Raw genomic sequence first — 18,689 nt, 5'->3', positions numbered from 1 at the left:
GCTTCGGCGTATATTGCACATGGAAACCGCAATCGTGCCCGCCGGACCACGGCCCCGCGCCAGATACAATCCGCCCGAGCATCTGGCGGAGCAGCTTTGCGCGCAGGGGGCGCAGGGAATGGACGAGCCAGTAATACAGGCGCTTTCCAGCCAGACCTGCGATCTGATCGCCGTGCGCGATCAGCGTGACAGGGCCGCCTTTGGCCGATTGTTCGACCATTTCGCCCCGCGCCTGAAGGCGATGATGGTGAAGGGCGGGCTGCGGGACGGATCAGCCGAGGATGCGGTGCAGGATGTAATGTTGGCAGTCTGGCACAAGGCAGCACAGTTCGACCCGCATCGCGCCGATGCCGCAGGCTGGATCTACGGCATCGCCCGTAATCGCCGGATCGACCTTGCGCGGCGGCGGCCTCTGGCCCAGCCGGAAGATCTGCCCGAGATCGAAAGCGATGCGCCCGATCCGGCGCAGATTCTTGCACTGCAACAGGAAGCCAGCCATCTGGTCGCCGCCCTGTGCCGGCTTGCCCCCGAACAGGCAGAGGCACTGCGGGCGGCTTATTTCGACGATATTCCCCACAGCCGTATCAGCGAGATGACGGGTCTGCCGCTTGGCACCATCAAATCCCGCATCCGGCTTGGCCTTGAACGCCTCAGGCATGAACTGAGGAAGATTGCCCCATGACCCAGATCACACACCATATCCCGGACGATATCCTTGATGCCTGGCGCGCGGGCGCCCTGTCACACCCCTATGCCGTCGTCGTCGCGGCGCATCTGTCGCTCTGCGATGAATGCCGCGCTGCGGTGGAAACCGCTGACATGATCGGCGGTGCCCTGCTGGACGGTCTGGAGGGGCAAGCGCTTGATGCAGGGGCGCGTCAGCGCATGATGGATGCGCTTGATACGCCCGCGCCGCCGCCTGTCCGGGGATCCGGTGTCTTTCCCGCGCCGGTCGTGGCCGCGCTGGGGGGGCAGCCGCCGCAATGGCGGATGCTGGGTGGCGGTATCCGCCAGCAGATCCTTTCCGCCGACAGGGAAGGGGCATTGCGGCTGCTTTACATCCCGCCGGGACGCGCCGTGCCGGAGCATGGCCATCGCGGCCTGGAACTGACGCTGGTCTTGCAGGGCAGTTTTTCCGACAGCGAAGGGGCTTTCCTGCGTGGCGATGTCGAGACAGCGCATGACTCGATCGACCATCAGCCTGTTGCCGGTCCGGGGGCGCCCTGCATCTGTCTTGCCGCCACCGATGCGCCGTTGCGTTTCCACGCGCTGTTGCCACGTCTGCTGCAACCGATCTTCCGGATCTGAGCGATGGATTTCGCGGGTCAGCGCATCTGGATCATCGGGGCCAGCGCCGGAATAGGGGCGGCTCTGGCCCGCGCGCTGGCCGGGCAGGGTGCGCGGCTGGTTCTTTCGGCACGGGATGCAACGGCGCTCTCCGCCCTTGCCGCCGAATGCGGCGAGGCCCGTATCGAGCCTCTGGACCTTGGCGAGGCGGGGGCGCTTGCCGCCACGGTGGCGCGGCTTGCCGATCTGGCGCCGTTTGATGCGGTGATCTGCACCGCGGCGCTTTACGATCCTGCCCGCGTCGCCGATCTGGACCCCGCCCGCACCGAGGCCATGGTGCGGGTAAACCTTCTGGGGACACTTGACGTTGCGCGGCTCTGCCCGCCGCTGATTAAAGAGGGCGGGCAATTGGTGCTGTTCGGCTCAGTGGCCGGATATATGGGGCTTCCCGGTGGGCAGCCCTATTCAGCGACAAAGGCCGCCGTCAACAATCTGGCCGAAACGCTGGCGGCAGAACTGGGCCCCCGCATCCGGGTGCGGCTGGTCTGTCCGGGTTTTGTCCAGACCCGCCTGACAGCCAAGAACCGTTTCGCCATGCCCGCGATCATCACGCCCGAGGAAGCCGCCGGGGCTGTTCTGCGCGGTTTGGCCCGGCGCGGGTTCGAGATCCACTTTCCGCGCCGCTTCACCCTCGCCGTGAAACTGCTGCGTCTGCTTCCCTATGGCCTGTCGCTGCGCCTGACGCGGCGGCTGGGCTGATCTGTCAGGCCAGCCGCCCGCTTAGCGCCGCGACACCGGCCCAGGCGGCAAAGCCGGTCAGGACCGTGCCCCAGATGCCGTCGATGATCACCTGTTCCAGCGACCATGCGGCCAGCGTGGCATAATTCGTCATCTCATAAGTGCCATAGCACAGCAGCCCCAGCACCATGCCGCCGATCAGCGCCTGCAACGGATCACCCGCCTTCAGCGCGGGCCAGCTGACCATCCAGACAAGGCCCGCGACATAGGCGAGATAGAACAGCGCTGCCGGACCCAGCCGCAGCGGCTGGGCCAGAAGATCGCCGATATGGCGTTCAAAGACCGGGCGGATCAGGAACCGGATGCCCAGGGCATCAAGGCCAAGAAACACCCCGGCGGTGACAAGATAAAGCAGCGCGGCTTGCAGCATGATACATCTGTCCTCTGTCAGTCGCGGTCTGCCCGGAGCAGTGCGAGCGGGTCGCGCCGCAGGTCACCATCGGTCCGCATGCATTCTGGCGGTCTTGTCCGCCGGGCGAGGGGGAATTTCCAGGGCACCGGCAGTCTGATCGTCCATCCTATACGCGGCATTTGCCGGGGCGGATCACTCGGGCGCCGGCGAAGCGGTGCGAGTTCTGAAAGCGAGGCGATGTGCGCGCGGCGTCAGGGCGCCGTTCGGTTTGACGAGGAATCGCGGGGGGGCGTCGTGCCCTGCGGCAGGGGGGAGGCATATCGCGTGCCGCCGCCCCGGCGCTCCAGTTCGGCCCAGGCGCGGGTGCGCAACTCGGGGTCGCGGACCACGCGGGCGGCCGTGGCGGCCATCACCTTCGCTGCCGTCACCATCGCTTTGTGGGCATGAGGCATCGTGCCCTGCGTCACCGTCTGCCATGTATGGAACGGCGTGCCCACAACGGCGGTCGCAGTGAGGCATTGGGCGGTGGGGACGATACAACTGACATCGCCCACATCGGTCGATCCGTAGAACTGCCGTGGCTCCGGCGGCAGCGGCAGGATTTCATCATGCAGGTTGCGCGGAAAACCCGGAGGCGCATTGAAAGCCTCGGCACTGGCGCGGCGGTCGGCATCGGTCAGCGCCGCGGCGGCCAGCCGGTCGGCATAGTCGAAGTCGGCGGCATCGAAGGGCGGGGGGCCGATGTGTTCAAATTCCTGCTGCATCACCTCTTCCAGCGCGCGATTGGGCATGATCCCCGAGGTGGCGCGGTCAAAAATCATCTCAACACGGGTTTCCGTCATCAGCGCGGCGCCCTCGGCGATCTTCTGCACCCGGAGGAAGAGATCCTGCACATCCTGCATCCGGGGCGCCCGGATCAGATACAGGCCCTCGGCATGGGGCTGTACCACATTGGGTGAAACGCCGCCCGACTGGGTAATGGCGTAATGCACCCGTGCCTCGGAGGGCATGTGTTCGCGCATGAAGTTGATGCCGACATTCATCAGTTCCAGCGCATCCAGTGCCGACCGCCCGACCTGCGGGCTGACGGCGGCATGGGCAGCGCGGCCCGTGAACCGGAAATAGGCCTGGATATTGGCAAGCGTCGCTGCCGACATGACATGGTTGTAATCGGCCGGGTGCCAGCAGAAGGCGGCGTCCAGCCCGTCGAAAGCCCCGGCTTGCGCCATATAGGTCTTGCCCGATCCGCCCTCTTCGGCCGGGCAGCCGTAATAGCGCACCCGGGCCGCGACCCCTGCTTCTGCCAGCGCATCGCGCAGCGCAACCGCCGCCAACAGCGAAGCCGCGCCCAGAAGGTTGTGATGGCAGCCATGGCCATTCCCCCCGGCCAGCACCGGATCGGGTTCCAGCGCGCCCGCAACCTGTGACAGGCCCGCCAGCGCGTCAAATTCCCCAAGAAAGCCGATGGTTACATCGCCGCTGCCCGACTCGGCCATGAAGGCGGTGGGCATGCCTGCGATATCGCGGGTGATGGTGAAGCCTTCCGCCTCCAGCGCGGTGATATGTTCCTCGACCGAGCGGAATTCCTCGAACCGCAGTTCGGGCATGGCCCAGACCCGGTCGCTGAGGGCGATGAAAGTGGCGGCCTTGCGGTCTGCGCAGGCAAGGATCTGATCAGTGTTCAGCAAATCGTTGCGGCCCGGAAGCGGCGAGCGGTCCATGTCAAATACTCCGGTCGGGGAAGGGTCAGACCGCAGTGCGGTCGTTGAGGTGGCAGGCTGACAGCCGGTCCGCTGCGATGGGGCGCAGGGCGGGGGCCTCGGCCCGGCAGCGCGCGGTGGCGGCGGGGCAGCGCGGATGGAAGGGGCAGCCGGGCGGGGGCGCCAGCGGCGAGGGCAATTCACCCCGGATCGGCTGATAGTCCCGCGCGCCTGGCTCCAGCACCGGCAGTTGTTCCATCAGCAACCGGGTGTAGGGATGGTTCGGGTCAGAAAACAGCGCCTCGGTCGGAGCGATTTCCACGACCCGGCCCAGATACATGATCACCACCCGGTCCGAGATATGTTCGACGACCCCCAGATTGTGCGAGATGAACAGGTAGGTCAGGCCGAACTCATCCCGCAGGTCCATGAACAGGTTCAGCACCTGCGCCTGAATGGACACATCAAGCGCGGCCACCGCCTCGTCACAGATGATCAGCTTCGGTTTCACGGCCAGCGCGCGGGCGATCCCGATGCGCTGGCGCTGACCACCGGAAAACTGGTGCGGAAAGCGGTCGGCATAGGCGCCGGACAGGCCCACCTTTTCCATCAGCGCGGTTACATAGGCCCGCTTTTCCGAAGCAGGGATGATGCCGTGACAGACCGGCGCCTCGCCGATGATGTCCAGCACCTGCATCCGGGGGTTCAGCGAGGCGAAAGGATCCTGGAAGATCATCTGCACCTGCAAGGCGAAGTCGCGTTTCTGATCTGCGGTCATCGCGCGGTCAGAGACGCCCTTCCACAGGATATCACCTTCCGTCCGGCTGCTGATGCCAGCCAGCATCCGCGCCACGGTGGATTTGCCGCAGCCGGACTCACCGACGATGCCGACCACCTCGCCGGGCAGGACGGCCAGATCGACCCCGGCCGCCGCGCGAACCTCGACCTTCTTCTGTCTGGCGCCAAACAGGTTTGCGATATGCCCCGCGACGGAGACGGGCTTGACGAAAGTCTTGGTCAGGCCGCGCAGTTCAAGGATCGGCTGGGTCATCGGCGGTCTCCGACAGGATGCCAGCAACGGAAGGCGCGCCCCGCGCCGGTCTCGGTCAGTTCGGGGGCAGTGCGGCAGGTTTCGGTGGCATGAGCGCAGCGGGCACTGAAGGCGCAGCCCGGCGGCAGGTTCAGCAGCGAAGGCGTCATGCCCGGAATTTGATACAGCCGGTGTCCCCGCGTCTCGCGCGAGGGGACCGAGGCGATCAGCCCCTGCGTATAGGGATGTTGCGGATTGCGGATGACCTCGGCGGTTGTGCCCGTTTCGACCACGCGGCCCGCATACATCACGGCGATGCGGTCGGCGAGACCCGCCACCACCGCCAGATCATGGGTAATCCAGATCAGCGCGGTGCCGGTCTGGCGGCACAGGGCCTTCACCTCATGGATGATCTGTCCCTGGATCGACACATCCAGCGCGGTTGTCGGCTCATCCGCGATGATCAGGCGCGGGCGGTTGATCATCGCAATGGCAATCGCGATCCGCTGGCGCATCCCGCCGGACAGTTCGAACGGATAGGCTTGCAGCCGTTCGTCGGGCGAGGGGATGCCGACGGCGACCAGCACGTCGCGGGCGCGGCGCAACGCCGCCTGCCGACTGATCTTTTCATGGGCCTGAACCGCCTCGATCATCTGGGTGTCGATGCGCAGAACCGGGTTCAACGTCATCGACGGGTCCTGAAAGATCATCGCGATGTCCTTGCCGCGCAGGCGGCGGCGCTCGGCCTCGGGCAGCGTCACCAGATCGCGGCCGTCAAAGCCGATGCGCCCGCCTGAGATGCGGCCTGGCGGGTCGATCAGACCAAGGATCGAGAAGCCTGTGATCGACTTGCCCGAACCGGATTCCCCGACAAGGCCCAGGATTTCGCCACGCCTGAGCGTGAGGTCGACCCCGTCCACTGCCTTCACCACGCCAGCGCGGGTGTGGAAGTGGGTCTGAAGGCGCTCGACCGACAGAAGGGGCCGTTCGGCTGCGGTCATTGGGCATTCCTCGGGTTCAGGATGTCGCGCAGATGATCGCCCACCAGATTGATCGCAAGGATCAGCAGGGCCAGCGCCATGCCCGGAAAGAACGAGATCCAGTATTGCCCGGACATCATGAATTCAAAGCCGTTGGCGATCAGCATGCCCAGCGAGGGTTCGGTCACCGGGACGCCGATCCCCAGAAAGGACAGCGTTGCCTCGGCGGCGATGGCATGGGCGAGGTCGATGGTGGCGATCACGATCAGCGGCGGCAGGCAGTTGGGCAGCATGTGGCGAAAGATGATCCGGCGCGACCCCAGGTTGAGACAGCGCGCGGCCAGTACATATTCCCGGTTCCGTTCCACCATCGCCGTGCTGCGGGCCGTGCGGGCGAAATAGGCCCATTGCACGATGACCAGCGCAAGGATCACCTTGTCGACGCCTTGGCCCAGTACCGACAGCAGCACGAGCGCGACAAGAATGGCGGGGAAGGACAGCTGGAGATCGACAATGCGCATCAGCACCGCATCGACCCAGCCACCGATATAGGCCGCGACCATGCCGATTGTCGTGCCGATCAGCAGTGCCCCCAGCACCGATGTCACGGCGACGATCAGGCTGGTGCGCATGCCGTACAGCATCGCGGACAGTACATCCCGCGCCTGTCCATCGGTGCCCAGCCAGTAGGTCGTGCCGGTGAATTCAGAGACTGATCCGGGGGGAAGCTGGGAATCGAAGATCTCGAGCGCGCCGATGTCATAAGGGTTTTGCGGCGCAACCCATGGGGCCAATGCAGCAAACCCCAGAAGCAGCAGCAGCGTCCCGAGGCCCAGTACGGCCAGCGGGCTTTCGGCAAAGCGCTGCATCAACAGGCGGCGCGGGCTGGCGGTCTTTGCCGCAGGGATCATGGGAGCTGCCATCAGTCGCGCACCTTCTCGCGGGAGCTGGGGTCGATGGCCATGTAAAGCAGGTCCACCACCAGGTTCAGGATGACCAGGAAGAACACCATGATCAGGACGTAGGCCACGACCACCGGCCGATCCAGCGTGATGATGGAATCGATCAGCAGCTTGCCCATGCCGGGCCAGGAAAAGACGGATTCCGTTACGACCGCAAAAGCGATGGCCTGCCCGAATTCCAGCCCGCTGACCGTCAGGATCGGGATCATGATGTTCTTCAGCAGATGAACGCCAAAGATGCGCCGCGCGGGCAGGCCCTTGGCGCGGGCGAATTTGATGTAGTCCATCGGCAACACCTCGCGCGTCGCGGCGCGGGTGACGCGGATCAGCAGCGCGGCCTTGGCAAGGCCGAGCGTCAGGGCAGGCAGTGCCACATGATACCAGCCTTGCAGCGTCAGCAGGCTGAGCTTCAGCGGCCCCACCTCGACCGTCGGCCCCCGCCCCGAGGCGGGCAGCAGGCCCAGCTGCACGGCGAAAACCATGATGAGCATGAGCCCGATCCAGAAGGTCGGCAGGCTGAAGCCGAAGATCGACAGGGCCATGATGGCGCGCGAGGACGGCGCCTCGGGCCGCATCCCGGCAAGCATGCCCAGCGGCACGCCCATGAGCACGGCAAAGCCCATGGCGACGATCACCAGCTCGAATGTGGCGGGCATCCGTTCGAGGATCAGCTGAAGCGCGGGCTGCCCGGTCAGGAAGCTGCGCCCGAAATCGCCCTGCAAGGCATTGCCCATGAAAGACAGGTATTGCACCAGCATGGACCGGTCGAGGCCAAGCGCCTCGCGCACCATCTGGCGTTCCAGATCGGTTGCCTCGGGGCTGACCAGCATCGCGGTCGGATCGCCGATGAGGAAGATGCCGACGAATACCAGAACCGACATCACCAGAAGGACGATGACGGACTGGAGCAGCCGGTTGATGACAAAGACAAGCACGGGGCGGCGGTCCTCAGAAAGAAAGGGGCGGCATCACAGAGCCCGAAAACCCTGTGATGCGGCCAGTCGGGGAGCGTCAGTTTTCCGTCGTCACGAATTGCGGCAGGGTGAACTGGTCGGCGCGCGCCGCATAGGTCAGCCCGCTGCGCAGCGCCCAGGACGGCACTTCGAAATGCAGTGGAAGGATGGCGTAATCTTCCATCGCCAGCGCATCCGCCTGTTCCAGCAGAGCCTTACGGGCCGCGTCGTCCATCGTGCCGCTGGCCTCGTCCAGCAGGCGATCAAGCTCGGGGTTGGAATAACGCCCGCCATTCGCCGTGCCCTGGCCCTTTGCCTTGTCATAAGTCATCAGCTGCGCCGTCAGCGTCGTGCCGATTTCGGCCGTGTTATTGCCCCAGCTGCCCAGATAGGCGCTGTAATCCAGCGCATCACGGTTCTTGAAGTACACCGGGGGTGCGACAGCATCGACGGCGGTGGTAACGCCGATCCGGCTCCACATCGCGGCGACGGTCTGGCTGACGCGGGCATCATTCACATAACGTCCGCTGGGCGAACCGAGGGTAATGGTAAAGCCGTTGCCCCAGCCTGCTTCGGCCAGCAGCGCCCTGGCGCGTTCAGTGTCCGGCCTGGGCGCGTCGACATGCGCCGGGCTGGTGCCGAACATGGTGCCGGTGCCAAGGCTGCCCGCTGCCACCGCCGCACCGCCCATGATGCGCTCGACAATGGCCGCGCGGTCGATGGCCAGTGACAGGGCCTCACGCACGCGCTTGTCCTTCAGCGGGTTCTTGCCCCCGGCGCCCCCGATGCCGGGGCTGTCATCCCGCTCCTGATCCAGCGCGATATAGATGGAGCGCGCAGGCGGGGCCGAAACCACATTGACCGCCTTATTCGCCCTGAAATCCGCGATGCTGGCGGTGGGCAGGTCTTCCATCATGTCGATATCCCCGGCCAGCAGCGCCGCCGCCCGCGCGGCGGGGTTGGTCATCGGGCGCATGACCACGCGGTCCCAGGCCGGGGCAGTGCCCCAATAATGTTCGTTGCGGGCCAGAACGAGGTCAGCCCCCTTCTGCCAGGACACGAAGGTGAAGGGGCCGGTGCCGATCAGGCCCTCGCCGCGGTTCATCTCGGTCGTGGTGCGGCCTTCGGGGGCGGGGCCGGAGGCGGCAGTCTTCGACAGGATCGGAATGTTCACGATGTCGACCAGCAGCAGCGGATAGGGCACTGTCGTCGTGATCCGCACGGTTGCATCATCCAGCGCGGTGACAGAGGCGATCTTGCGGGTGAACAGGGTGAAGGCGGTCGGGCTGTTCGGCACCTTGGCGACGCGGTCGAAGGTGAAAACCACATCCGCTGCCGTCAGCGGGCTGCCGTCCGAGAAGGTGACGCCGGGCCGCAGCTTGAAATCCCATTCGGTCGGGCTGGCCAGTGCCCAGCTTTCCGCCAGCAGGGGTTTGACCGCGCCGGTCGGATCTTGCGTGGTCAGGGCCTCGAAGATCGACAGGGCAACCTGCATATTCGGCGACAGCACATGGAACTGCGGGTCCAGCGACGAGGGCTCGGATTTGAGGCCAATGGTCAGATCGTCGGCAAGGGCGGGTCCGCCAAGCGTCAGCCCGGCGAAAGCGGTGGCGGTCAGAAGGCGGTGTCTGGTCAGGCGCATGTCAAATCCTCTTCGCCGCAGGCTCGGGGCCACGCGGCATCGCTGTTGTCTTGCATTGCTGCGCGCAGTGGGCCTGCCCGGCCTGCGCATGGCCCCGTTTCCCGGTGTACCTGCTGCATTCGCCCGCCGGTGCCGGTTCGGAGCCGTGGCGGGCAGGGGAAATCTGGGTCGGTTCCTGCCGGGATGCAATGAACTTACCCGCCCGTAGCGATGAATATAAGTTATAATGACATGGCCAAAACTTGATGTAATAACGGGATAGCGCCATAAATCATTGTTATTCCGGTCAGAGGATCGCAGGAGGCCATGGATTTCCGGCAGTTGAGAAATCTTGTCTTTGTCGCCCGTTACGCCAGCTTCGGTGTTGCCGCCGACAAGCTGAACGTCACTCAGCCCGCTCTGAGCAAAAGCATCCGCGCGCTGGAACAGGCGACCGGGGTGCGCCTTCTGGACCGTGGGCCATGGGGCGTGCGCCCGACCGCGTTCGGCGAGCGCCTGATCGAATATGCCGAGGCGGTTCTGGCCCTGACCGACGAGGCGCGGGACGAGCTGGATGCGATGCGGGGGGCGCAGCGCGGGCGGCTGCGGGTCGGTGGGATTGCCACAACCTTGCGCACGATCCTGCCGAATGCGGCACGGCGCTTTCTTGCAAGCCACCCCGGCGTGAACCTGACCCTGAACGAAGAGTTGAGCCCCGCCCTGCAACATCAGGTGCTGAACGGAACCATCGACATCGCGCTGATGTCGCGCCCACGCGACTTTCCCGATGAGGAACTGGAATATCGCGATCTGATCAAGGTGCCTCTGGTGATCGTGGCCGACCGGGCGCATCCCCTCGCCGCTCGTGACAGCCTCCGGCTTGCCGACCTGCGGGACTGGTTGTGGATCATTCCTGCCCGCCCTGACCCGGACCGCACGGCGCTGGATGCGCTTTTCGCCAATGCGCTACTGCCGCTGCCGCAGGCGATCTGCGAGACGACCTCCTCCACCTTTCAGGTGTCGATGCTGGCTGGTTCGCCCTGGCTCAGCTATTTGTCGAACACCAGCGCCTTCGCGCGCGGCGCATCGGCGCAGCTGGTGCCGCTGAAACTGGATGTGCCGTTGTGGACGCGCAGTATCGGCATCGTCTACCGCCGCCGTCCGGCGCATCGCCCGCTCGTCACCAGTTTCATCCGCGAGATGACGGAGGTCTGTGCCGAAATACAGGTCTGACAGTCTGATCCCTGACGGCGTGTCGGGGCGTCATCCTGTTCCCGGCAGAGGTGCTGCAAAAGCAGAAAAATCATACCCGTCCACATGATCCCGAAAGGCCAGTTGAGCGCGGGACGGGTTCTCCCGGCTCGGGAAGATCATCGTCATCTCGTAGGGCGCAGGGGTCCAGCCCGGCAGCAGGCGGACGAGGGCGCCGCTGGCCAGTGCGGGCTGGCAGACATAGGCGGGCAACAACGCGATGCCGCTGCCAAGCAGGGTGGATTGCAGCAGGAACCCCATGGAATCCGAGGAAAACGAGGCCGGTGGTCGCAGGCTGACCTGTTCCGCCCCGTGGAAGATCCAGTCGGGCTGGGTGTCATGGACAAGACAGCGGTGCTGCACAAGCTCGGCGGGATGGCTTGGTGAGGTGCAGGTTGCCAGATAGGCCGGGGCGGCGACCAGCAACCGCTGAATGGCGGAGATCCGCCGCAGGATCATGTCCTGCCCCTGTGGGACGCCGACACGGAAGGCAAAGTCGATCCGTTCGCGCAGCAGGTCCAGCGGACGGTTGGTGGCGAGCAACTCGACCGTGATGCCCGGATGGCGGCCTGTAAAGCCGTGCAGGAAGCGCGGCATGAAATGGCTGGCGGTGATCTCGGGGCAGGTGATGCGCAACTGGCCTTCCGGTTGCGTCTTGAGATGGCCCATGGCCACGGCGGCGTTCTGCGCCTCTTCCCTGACCCTCCGGCAATAGGCCAGATAGACCTCGCCCGCCGCCGTCAGCGTCACCTGCCGGGTGGATCGGTTCAGAAGGCGCAGGCCCAGCCGGGCCTCAAGCTGGGCAATGCGTTGGCTGACAGTCGATTTCGGGATGCCAAGCCGTTGACCGCCTTGTGTGAAGCTGCCGGTTTCGGCCACCTCGGCCAGAAGGATCATGTCATCCAGACTGTCCACCTTGTCACCCGTAATGTCCGGCTCGTGGAACAGTATCCGGCATGACCGGCAGCCCGCAATGGCCTCTGGATCAGAGCTTCACCAGCTGCTTGCCGAAATTCTCGCCCTTCAGCATGCGAATGAAGGCTTGCGGCGCGGCTTCGATGCCTTCGGCCACATCCTCGCGCGCCTCCAGCAGGCCCTGCTGATACCAGGCGGTCAGATCGCGGCGCGCCTCGGCATAATGTGCCTCGAAGTCATTCAGCAGGAAGCCCTCGATCCGGGCGCGGGTGACCAGAATGCGGCGCAGGAAGCGCGGCCCGATGTCGGGCTGGTCGAACCTGTCGGCAAGCGCCACAGTGCCAACGACGACGATCCGGCCAAAGGTGTTGAGGTTCAGCAGGGCTGCGTCATGCAGCGGGCCTGCGGTATTGTCGAGGAAGACATCGACGCCATCGGGGCAGGCGCGCGCGATGGCGGCGGTCAGGTCGCCCGCTGTCCGGTGGTTGATCCCGGCCTGATAGCCGATGCTCCTGCACCATTCGACCTTGGCATCGGACCCGGCGATGGCGACCGGATTGAACCCCTTGATCCGGGCAATCTGGCCGGCAATCTGACCCAGCGCGCCCGAGGCGGCCGAAATCAGCACCGTCTCGCCTGCTTTGGGGCGGCCGACATTCAGCAAGGCGAAATAGGCGCTTAGGCCCGGCATCCCGAGGCATCCCAGCGAGGTTTGCACAGGCGCGGCATCAGGGTCCAGCCGCATGGCGGTATCCGCCGCCACGGTGGTGTAGGGCTGCCAGCCGAAATCATCGGCCTGAATGATATCGCCCGGGCGAAACAGCGGAGAGTTCGAAGTGACGACCTCGCCCACCCCGCCGCCCTGCATCACCTCGCCGATCTGCTGCCCGGCAGCATAGTTCTTCGCCGGGCTCAGCCTCGCGCGCATGTAGGGGTCCACCGACAGCCAGAGCGTGCGCACCAGAAGCTCGCCGGGTCCGGCAACGGGGGCAGGCCGGTCCTCAAGGCTGAAATCCTCCGGGGCAGGCATGCCGGTCGGGAAGCGTTTGAGGGTCCAAGTGGGGTTTGAGGTCATGGCTTTGTCCTTGGTGTCAGGATGCAGGGGCAGACTAGCCGCCACCGGGGTGGCGAGACAGCCCTTGCTTGCAGACACAGTGTTCAGTCTGGCGAACAGTCGCCCCCAATTTCGCGTGGCCCTCCGAGGGTGGCTTTGGGCCGGATGATTCGTCGGCTCGGGTTTGCTTTGGGTCGTCCTGAAAATGTCCGGCGCGTCGGATTTCTAAAAATTTTAACATTATCAATACGATGTCTCCATACCGCGGCAAAAAGTTTCAAAAGTCATCATTTAATTGACATTAGTCAGTTCGGAGATATCTTACAAATGTCGACCATTTGGTGACTTATGGTCGATACCGGGGAGGGGAAGATGGCGGCACTGCTGGAGGTCTCGGACCTCGTGAAAAGCTTTTCAGGTGTTCCGGCGTTGCGGGATGGGCGGTTCCGGCTGGAACCCGGCTCGGTCCATGCGCTGTGCGGCGGCAATGGTGCGGGCAAATCGACCTTTCTGAAGATCGTCATGGGCATCCAGCCGCGCGACAGCGGTGTGATCCGGCGCCGCGGGGACGAGGTCAGCTTTTCCAGCCCGGCCGAGGCGCTGGCCAACGGCATCGCCATCGTGGAGCAGGAGCTTTCGCCGGTGCCCGCCATGTCGGTGGCCGAGAACATCTATATGGGGCGCGAGCCGGTGGGCCGTTTTGGCCGTATCGACTTTGCCACCCTCAATCGTCAGACGCAGGATTTGCTGGATGGTTTCGGCTTCTCCATCCGGGCGACTGATCTGATGATGGATCTGACCGTCGCGCAGACCCAGCTGGTCGAGATTGCCAAGGCGCTGAGCTATGATGCCGAGGTCATCATTCTGGACGAGCCGACTTCGGCGCTTGGCGAGGCGGAGGCCGGACATCTGTTCGCCGCGATTGCCACGATGAAGGCGCGAGGCAAGGGGGTGATCTATGTCAGCCACCGCCTGTCGGAAATCTTTTCCATCGCCGACAGCTACACCGTGTTCCGCGATGGCAGCTTCGTCCAGACCGGCGCCATGGCAGAGATCAGCAAGGACCAGTTGATCCAGCTGATCGTCGGCCGCCCGCTGACCGAGGAATTCATCAAGGAAAACACGCCGGGCACGGAAGCCGTGCTGAGCGTCAGCGGTTTGTCGGCGGCGCGCGGCGTGCGCGATATCTCTTTCACCGCGCACCGGGGCGAAATCCTCGGGCTTTATGGCCTGATGGGATCGGGCCGGACCGAGATTTTCGACCGCCTGTTCGGCCTTTGCGCGGAAACCGGCGGGCAGATCGCGGTGGGGGGGCGGCAGGTGCTGCTGCGCTCGCCTGCCGAGGCCATTGCCGCGGGCATCGCCTATGTGACCGAGGATCGCAAGGGCTCGGGCCTCGTGCTGTCGGGCAGCGTGCGCGACAACCTTTGCCTTGCCACGCTGGCGGCGCTGTCCCGCGCGGGTGTGATGCGCGCGGCGCAGGAGGGCGATGCGGCGGCGCGGATGATCGACGAGCTGAAGATCAAGACCGCCAGCGATGCGCTGGGTGTCGGGCATCTGTCCGGTGGCAATCAGCAGAAGGTGGTGTTGGGCAAGTGGTTTCTCACCGCGCCGCGCATCCTTTTGCTGGACGAGCCGACACGCGGCGTCGACGTCGGCGCCAAGCGCGAGATCTATCGCGTGATGTCCGATTTCGCCCGCGCGGGCGGCACCGTGCTGATGGTGTCCTCAGAAACCGACGAAATGCTGGGCATGGCGGATCGGGTCATCGTGCTGAAGGACGGTCGCATGGCCGGAGAACTGGGCCGGGATGCGCTCTCGGCGGAAGGATTGCTGCATCTGGCCGCGTGACGGCAGGCGCAGAGGGAGGACAGGGATATGGAACTCAAGGCAAAGACCCCGGCGGGCGGTGGTCTGTCGGCCGGACAGATCGTGCAGAAATACGGCATCGTCTTCGCGCTGCTTCTGGCCTGTCTGACGCTGACGCTGATCAACGAGAACTTTCTGACCACGCGTAACGTCCTGAATGTTCTGCGGCAGACCTCGATCAACGGGGTTCTGGCGATTGGCATGACCTTTGTCATCCTGACGCGCGGGATTGATCTGTCGGTCGGTTCGGTTGTGGCGCTGACCGGGGTGTTTTCCGCCTCTTTCGCGACCACATCCTCGGCCGGGTTCATTCCGGGCGCGCCCTGGCCTGCGCTGGTGGCCATCGCCATCGGGCTGCTGGTCGGCATGGGCTGCGGCGGCGTTTCCGGGGTAATCGTGGCGCGGTTCCGCGTGCCGGCCTTCGTGGCGACACTGGGCATGCTGTCGGCGGCGCGCGGGCTGACCCTGCTTTATTCCAGCGGCCGCCCCATCCCGGCGCTGAGCGATTCCTTCCGCTGGATTGGCACCGGCAGCGTTCTGGGCATCCCGGTCCCGATCTTCGTCCTGCTGGGCACCTTTGCCGCCGCGCATTTCGTGCTGACCCAGACTCGGTTCGGTCGCCACATCTACGCCGTGGGCGGCAATCCGCATGCAGCCAAGGTTTCGGGCCTGCCGGTGAACCGCATCCGCTTCATGGTCTATGTGATCTCTGGTGCGCTCGCCGGGCTGGCCGGGATGATCCTTGCCGCGCGCACGGGATCGGCGCTGCCGCAGGCGGGTATCGCCTATGAACTGGACGCCATCGCGGCGGTGGTGATCGGCGGCACAAGCCTTGCGGGCGGGGTGGGGCGGGTGTCCGGCACGCTGATCGGGGCGCTGCTGATCGGCGTGATGAACAACGGGCTCGATCTGATGGGGGTCGAATCCTACTACCAGCAGGTCATCAAGGGCTTCCTGATCGTGGCTGCCGTGATGCTCGACCAATCCAAGAACAAGCAGGACTGACCGTCCTCGACTTGAGGCGCGGGCGAACGGCCCGCCGCCATGACCGCGTGATCCAAATGGGAGGAAGAACGCAAATGACCAAGAAGACGCTGATGCTTGCGACGGCGCTGTCGCTGGTGGCCGGTCTGGCCGGGGCGCAGGACAAGCCGAAGATCGGGGCTGCTGTCTACGGGCTCAATGCCGAGTTCATGCAGATCTGGGCCCAGGCGGCCGAGAACCACCCGGCGGTGAAGGAAGGTCTGGTGGAACTGACCGTATTCGACGGCCGCTATGATGCGCTGGTCCAGCAGGAACAGTTCGAGACGATGATCACCCAGGGCTACAAGGCCATTGTCTTTGTGCCCATCGACATCGAGGCCGGTGCCGCCGCCGTTGATGCCGCCGCTGCGGCAGGCATCCCGGTTTTCGGGTCGAATACCCGCGTGAACAGCGACAAGCTGACGGCCTATGTCGGGTCGGACGACGTGCAGTCGGGCTATATGGAAGCCAAGCATGTGCTCGACAAGATCGGTTGCAAGGGCAATGTCGTGATCATCGAGGGGCCGATTGGTCAGTCGGCGCAGATCCAGCGGCTTGAAGGCAACCAGAAGGCCCTGGCCGAATGCCCTGATGTGAAGGTGATCGAGCAGCAGACCGCGAACTGGAGCCGTGCCGAGGCGCAGACCCTTATGGAAAACTGGCTGACTGCGCATCCGGGTGAGATCGCCGGGATCATCGGCCAGAATGATGAGATGGCACTTGGCGCGATCGAGGCCGTGAAAGCCGCGGGTCTCAAGCCGACCGATTTCGCCATCGCGGGCATCGACGGCGTGACCGACGCGCTGCATGCCGTGAAGGCTGGCGATATGGCTTCGATCCTTCAGGATGGCCATGCGCAGGCGCAGGGTGCCCTGGATCTGGCCATTGCCGCCGTGCTGCCGGATTACAAGCCGATGTCGGAAATCTGGTCGCAATATCCCGACATGCCCTGGGCTGATGGCAAGGCCAAAGAATACAATGTGCCGTGGACGCCGGTGACGGCGGACAACGTGGACGCGCTGCTGGCTACCCGCCAGTAACCGACACGGGCCACAGACCCGAGGGCCGGGCTTCTCGCTCCCGTCCCGGCCCCGGGTGCCTTTCGACAGGGCTGCAATCTCAAGGAACAGAACCATGGTCGCTCCGACTTTCGACTTTTCACTTGCCGGCAAGCTGGCCGTCGTGACCGGCGCGGCCTCGGGCATCGGCGCGGCGATTGCCGAAGCCTTTGCCGCCAAGGGCGCGCGCGTCGCGCTTCTGGACATGAACGGCGAGGCAGCTGCCGCCCGCGCGGCGGACCTGCCGGGGGCTGCGGCCTTTGCCTGTAATGTGACCGATGCGGATAGCGTCGCCGCTGCCGTGGCCAGGGTGCAGACCGAGATGGGCGCCATCGACATTCTGGTGAACAGCGCCGGGATCGTCGATCTTGCCCCGGCCGAGGATTTGGGACCCGTCGCATGGGATCGCACCATCGCAGTGAACCTGACCGGCAGCTTTCTGATGGCGCAGGCAGTGGGCCGGGCGATGATCGCCGCCGGGCGCGGCGGCCGCATCGTCAATCTGGCAAGCCAGGCGGGCTCGGTGGCGATTGACGGCCATGTCGCCTATTGCGCCTCGAAATTCGGGATTATCGGCGTCACCAGAACGCTGGCGCTGGAATGGGGCCGCCACGGCATCACGGTTAACTCCATCTCGCCAACAGTGGTGCTGACCGATCTGGGTCGCAAGGCCTGGGACGGGCCGAAGGGTGAGGCGATGAAAGCGCAGATCCCCGCAGGCCGTTTTGCTGAACCGCATGAAATTGCGGCGGCAGCTGTCTTTCTGGCCTCCGCCGAGGCCGCAATGATCAATGGCGCCGACCTTCTGGTCGATGGCGGCTATACCGTGAAGTGAGACGAACATGCAGAGATTCATTAACAATCCCGACGATCTGGTCGATGAAACCGTCGCGGGTTTCGTGAAGGTGCACCGGGATCTGGTGCATCTGGATGCCGGAAATCCGCGTGTGGTCGTGTCGAATGCCGCGCCGCAACAGGGCCGCGTCGGCATTGTGACCGGCGGAGGCTCCGGCCATGAACCGGCCTTCATCGGCTATGCCGGGCGCAATATGGTCGATGCGGTGGCGGTGGGAGAGCTGTTTTCCTCGCCCACGGCGAAAAGCTTTGCCGATGCGATCAGGGCCGCAGATGGCGGGGCCGGGGTCGCGGTGCTGTATGGCAATTATGCGGGCGACAACATGAATGTGAAAATGGCCGCCCGGATGGTGGCCAGGGAGGGTATTGAGGTCGCTACCGTCGTCGCCAATGATGACGTCTGTTCGGCCCCGCCCGGGGAACGCGCCAAGCGGCGTGGCGTCGCGGGCGAGATTTTCATGTGGAAGATCGGCGGGGCGAAAGCCGCGCAGGGTGCGAGCCTCGCCGAAGTGCAGGCGGCGGCGCAGAAGGCGATTGATGCCTGCCGGTCTGTCGGCGTGGGCCTTGGTCCCTGCACGCTGCCGGGCGTCGGGCACCCGAACTTTCAGATCGAGCCGGGCACGATGGAAGTGGGCATCGGCCATCATGGGGAGCCGGGCACGCGGGTCGAAGCGCTCAAGACGGCCAACGAAGTGGCCGATGACATGCTGAAGATCGTGATGGAAGATCACGCCCTGCCTGCAGGGACCGAACTTGCCGTGCTGGTTTCCGGCCTTGGTGCCACGCCGGTGAACGAGCTTTATGTGCTTTACGACCGGATCGAGGCGGGGCTGACGGCCATGGGCATGGGGATCCACCGGGCGCTGGTCGGCAACTATTTCACTTCGCTCGAAATGGTTGGCGCCACGCTGACCGTGATGGCGCTGGATGCCGAACTGAAGGCGTTGCTTGATCTTGAAACCGCATCTCCGGCACTGTGAG

18 protein-coding genes are annotated in these 18,689 nt (G+C 64.9%); 9 read left to right on the top strand and 9 right to left on the bottom strand.

Features of this window, described 5'->3' with window-relative positions; translation table 11 throughout:
- The first annotated feature begins 19 nt into the window (after window positions 1-19).
- Genes C8N34_RS15765 through C8N34_RS15755 form a run of 3 tightly spaced genes read left to right on the top strand, consistent with a single transcriptional unit; the run spans window position 20 to window position 2,046 of the window.
- Window positions 20-682 carry a sigma-70 family RNA polymerase sigma factor gene (locus C8N34_RS15765; RefSeq protein ID WP_242013831.1) on the top strand — a complete coding sequence of 221 codons (663 nt, stop codon included), beginning with the start codon at window positions 20-22 and terminating at the stop codon, window positions 680-682.
- Window positions 679-1,308 carry a ChrR family anti-sigma-E factor gene (locus C8N34_RS15760; protein ID WP_108129583.1) on the top strand — a complete coding sequence of 210 codons (630 nt, stop codon included), beginning with the start codon at window positions 679-681 and terminating at the stop codon, window positions 1,306-1,308. The genes C8N34_RS15765 and C8N34_RS15760 overlap by 4 nt, the downstream gene beginning before the upstream one ends.
- A gap of 3 nt (window positions 1,309-1,311) precedes the next feature.
- Entirely contained in the window at window positions 1,312-2,046 is a 735-nt protein-coding gene (locus tag C8N34_RS15755) for an SDR family NAD(P)-dependent oxidoreductase (RefSeq protein ID WP_054302127.1), read from the top strand.
- A 4-nt stretch (window positions 2,047-2,050) separates the two neighbouring features.
- Here the strand turns inward: C8N34_RS15755 and C8N34_RS15750 are convergent, their stop codons facing one another.
- The 7 genes from C8N34_RS15750 to C8N34_RS15720 all read right to left on the bottom strand — a co-directional run bounded on the left by C8N34_RS15750 (window position 2,051) and on the right by C8N34_RS15720 (window position 9,704).
- Window positions 2,051-2,452 (bottom strand): DUF2177 family protein, encoded by a 402-nt coding sequence (locus C8N34_RS15750; RefSeq protein WP_161806001.1) that lies wholly within the window; start codon window positions 2,450-2,452, stop codon window positions 2,051-2,053.
- 236 nt (window positions 2,453-2,688) lie between these two features.
- On the bottom strand, window positions 2,689-4,158 hold the full coding sequence (locus C8N34_RS15745; RefSeq protein WP_108129582.1) for an amidohydrolase: 1,470 nt from the start codon (window positions 4,156-4,158) through the stop codon (window positions 2,689-2,691).
- A 25-nt stretch (window positions 4,159-4,183) separates the two neighbouring features.
- Window positions 4,184-5,188, bottom strand: coding sequence for an ABC transporter ATP-binding protein (locus C8N34_RS15740; protein ID WP_108129581.1), 1,005 nt, complete (start codon window positions 5,186-5,188; stop codon window positions 4,184-4,186).
- Window positions 5,185-6,168 carry an ABC transporter ATP-binding protein gene (locus tag C8N34_RS15735; RefSeq protein ID WP_108129580.1) on the bottom strand — a complete coding sequence of 328 codons (984 nt, stop codon included), beginning with the start codon at window positions 6,166-6,168 and terminating at the stop codon, window positions 5,185-5,187. Before C8N34_RS15735 ends, C8N34_RS15740 begins: the two co-directional genes overlap by 4 nt.
- Entirely contained in the window at window positions 6,165-7,070 is a 906-nt protein-coding gene (locus C8N34_RS15730) for an ABC transporter permease (RefSeq protein WP_054302123.1), read from the bottom strand. The genes C8N34_RS15735 and C8N34_RS15730 overlap by 4 nt, the downstream gene beginning before the upstream one ends.
- Complete coding sequence (locus C8N34_RS15725; protein WP_108129579.1) at window positions 7,070-8,044, bottom strand: ABC transporter permease; 975 nt, start codon at window positions 8,042-8,044, stop codon at window positions 7,070-7,072. The genes C8N34_RS15730 and C8N34_RS15725 overlap by 1 nt, the downstream gene beginning before the upstream one ends.
- A gap of 76 nt (window positions 8,045-8,120) precedes the next feature.
- Window positions 8,121-9,704 carry an ABC transporter substrate-binding protein gene (locus C8N34_RS15720; protein WP_108129578.1) on the bottom strand — a complete coding sequence of 528 codons (1,584 nt, stop codon included), beginning with the start codon at window positions 9,702-9,704 and terminating at the stop codon, window positions 8,121-8,123.
- A gap of 306 nt (window positions 9,705-10,010) precedes the next feature.
- On the opposite strand from C8N34_RS15720, the gene C8N34_RS15715 reads away from it, so the two are divergent.
- A complete protein-coding gene (locus tag C8N34_RS15715) occupies window positions 10,011-10,916 on the top strand; it encodes a LysR family transcriptional regulator (protein ID WP_054302121.1) in 906 nt (301 codons plus the stop codon).
- Between the two features lie 30 nt (window positions 10,917-10,946).
- Here the strand turns inward: C8N34_RS15715 and C8N34_RS15710 are convergent, their stop codons facing one another.
- Both C8N34_RS15710 and C8N34_RS15705 read right to left on the bottom strand, forming a co-directional pair.
- On the bottom strand, window positions 10,947-11,849 hold the full coding sequence (locus C8N34_RS15710; RefSeq protein ID WP_108129577.1) for a LysR family transcriptional regulator: 903 nt from the start codon (window positions 11,847-11,849) through the stop codon (window positions 10,947-10,949).
- A gap of 70 nt (window positions 11,850-11,919) precedes the next feature.
- The gene (locus C8N34_RS15705; RefSeq protein ID WP_108129576.1) at window positions 11,920-12,924 is read right to left on the bottom strand and encodes an NADP-dependent oxidoreductase; all 1,005 of its coding nucleotides are present in this window, start codon (window positions 12,922-12,924) and stop codon (window positions 11,920-11,922) included.
- Between the two features lie 351 nt (window positions 12,925-13,275).
- Here C8N34_RS15705 and C8N34_RS15700 point away from each other — a divergent pair, with 351 nt between their 5' ends.
- From C8N34_RS15700 to C8N34_RS15680, 5 genes are all read left to right on the top strand, one after another.
- Entirely contained in the window at window positions 13,276-14,754 is a 1,479-nt protein-coding gene (locus tag C8N34_RS15700; protein ID WP_054302208.1) for a sugar ABC transporter ATP-binding protein, read from the top strand.
- Between the two features lie 27 nt (window positions 14,755-14,781).
- Window positions 14,782-15,777, top strand: coding sequence for an ABC transporter permease (locus C8N34_RS15695; RefSeq protein ID WP_108129575.1), 996 nt, complete (start codon window positions 14,782-14,784; stop codon window positions 15,775-15,777).
- Between the two features lie 74 nt (window positions 15,778-15,851).
- Window positions 15,852-16,835, top strand: coding sequence for a substrate-binding domain-containing protein (locus tag C8N34_RS15690; RefSeq protein WP_108129574.1), 984 nt, complete (start codon window positions 15,852-15,854; stop codon window positions 16,833-16,835).
- Between the two features lie 94 nt (window positions 16,836-16,929).
- The gene (locus tag C8N34_RS15685; RefSeq protein WP_054302116.1) at window positions 16,930-17,688 is read left to right on the top strand and encodes a GolD/DthD family dehydrogenase; all 759 of its coding nucleotides are present in this window, start codon (window positions 16,930-16,932) and stop codon (window positions 17,686-17,688) included.
- Window positions 17,689-17,695: 7 nt separating this feature from the next.
- Complete coding sequence (locus tag C8N34_RS15680; RefSeq protein WP_108129573.1) at window positions 17,696-18,688, top strand: dihydroxyacetone kinase subunit DhaK; 993 nt, start codon at window positions 17,696-17,698, stop codon at window positions 18,686-18,688.
- The last annotated feature ends 1 nt before the right edge of the window (window position 18,689 follow it).

It is taken from the genome of Gemmobacter caeni (genome assembly GCF_003054195.1).
GTDB classification, from domain to species: Bacteria; Pseudomonadota; Alphaproteobacteria; order Rhodobacterales; family Rhodobacteraceae; genus Gemmobacter; species Gemmobacter caeni.
This window is presented reverse-complemented; position numbering and strand designations above follow the sequence as displayed.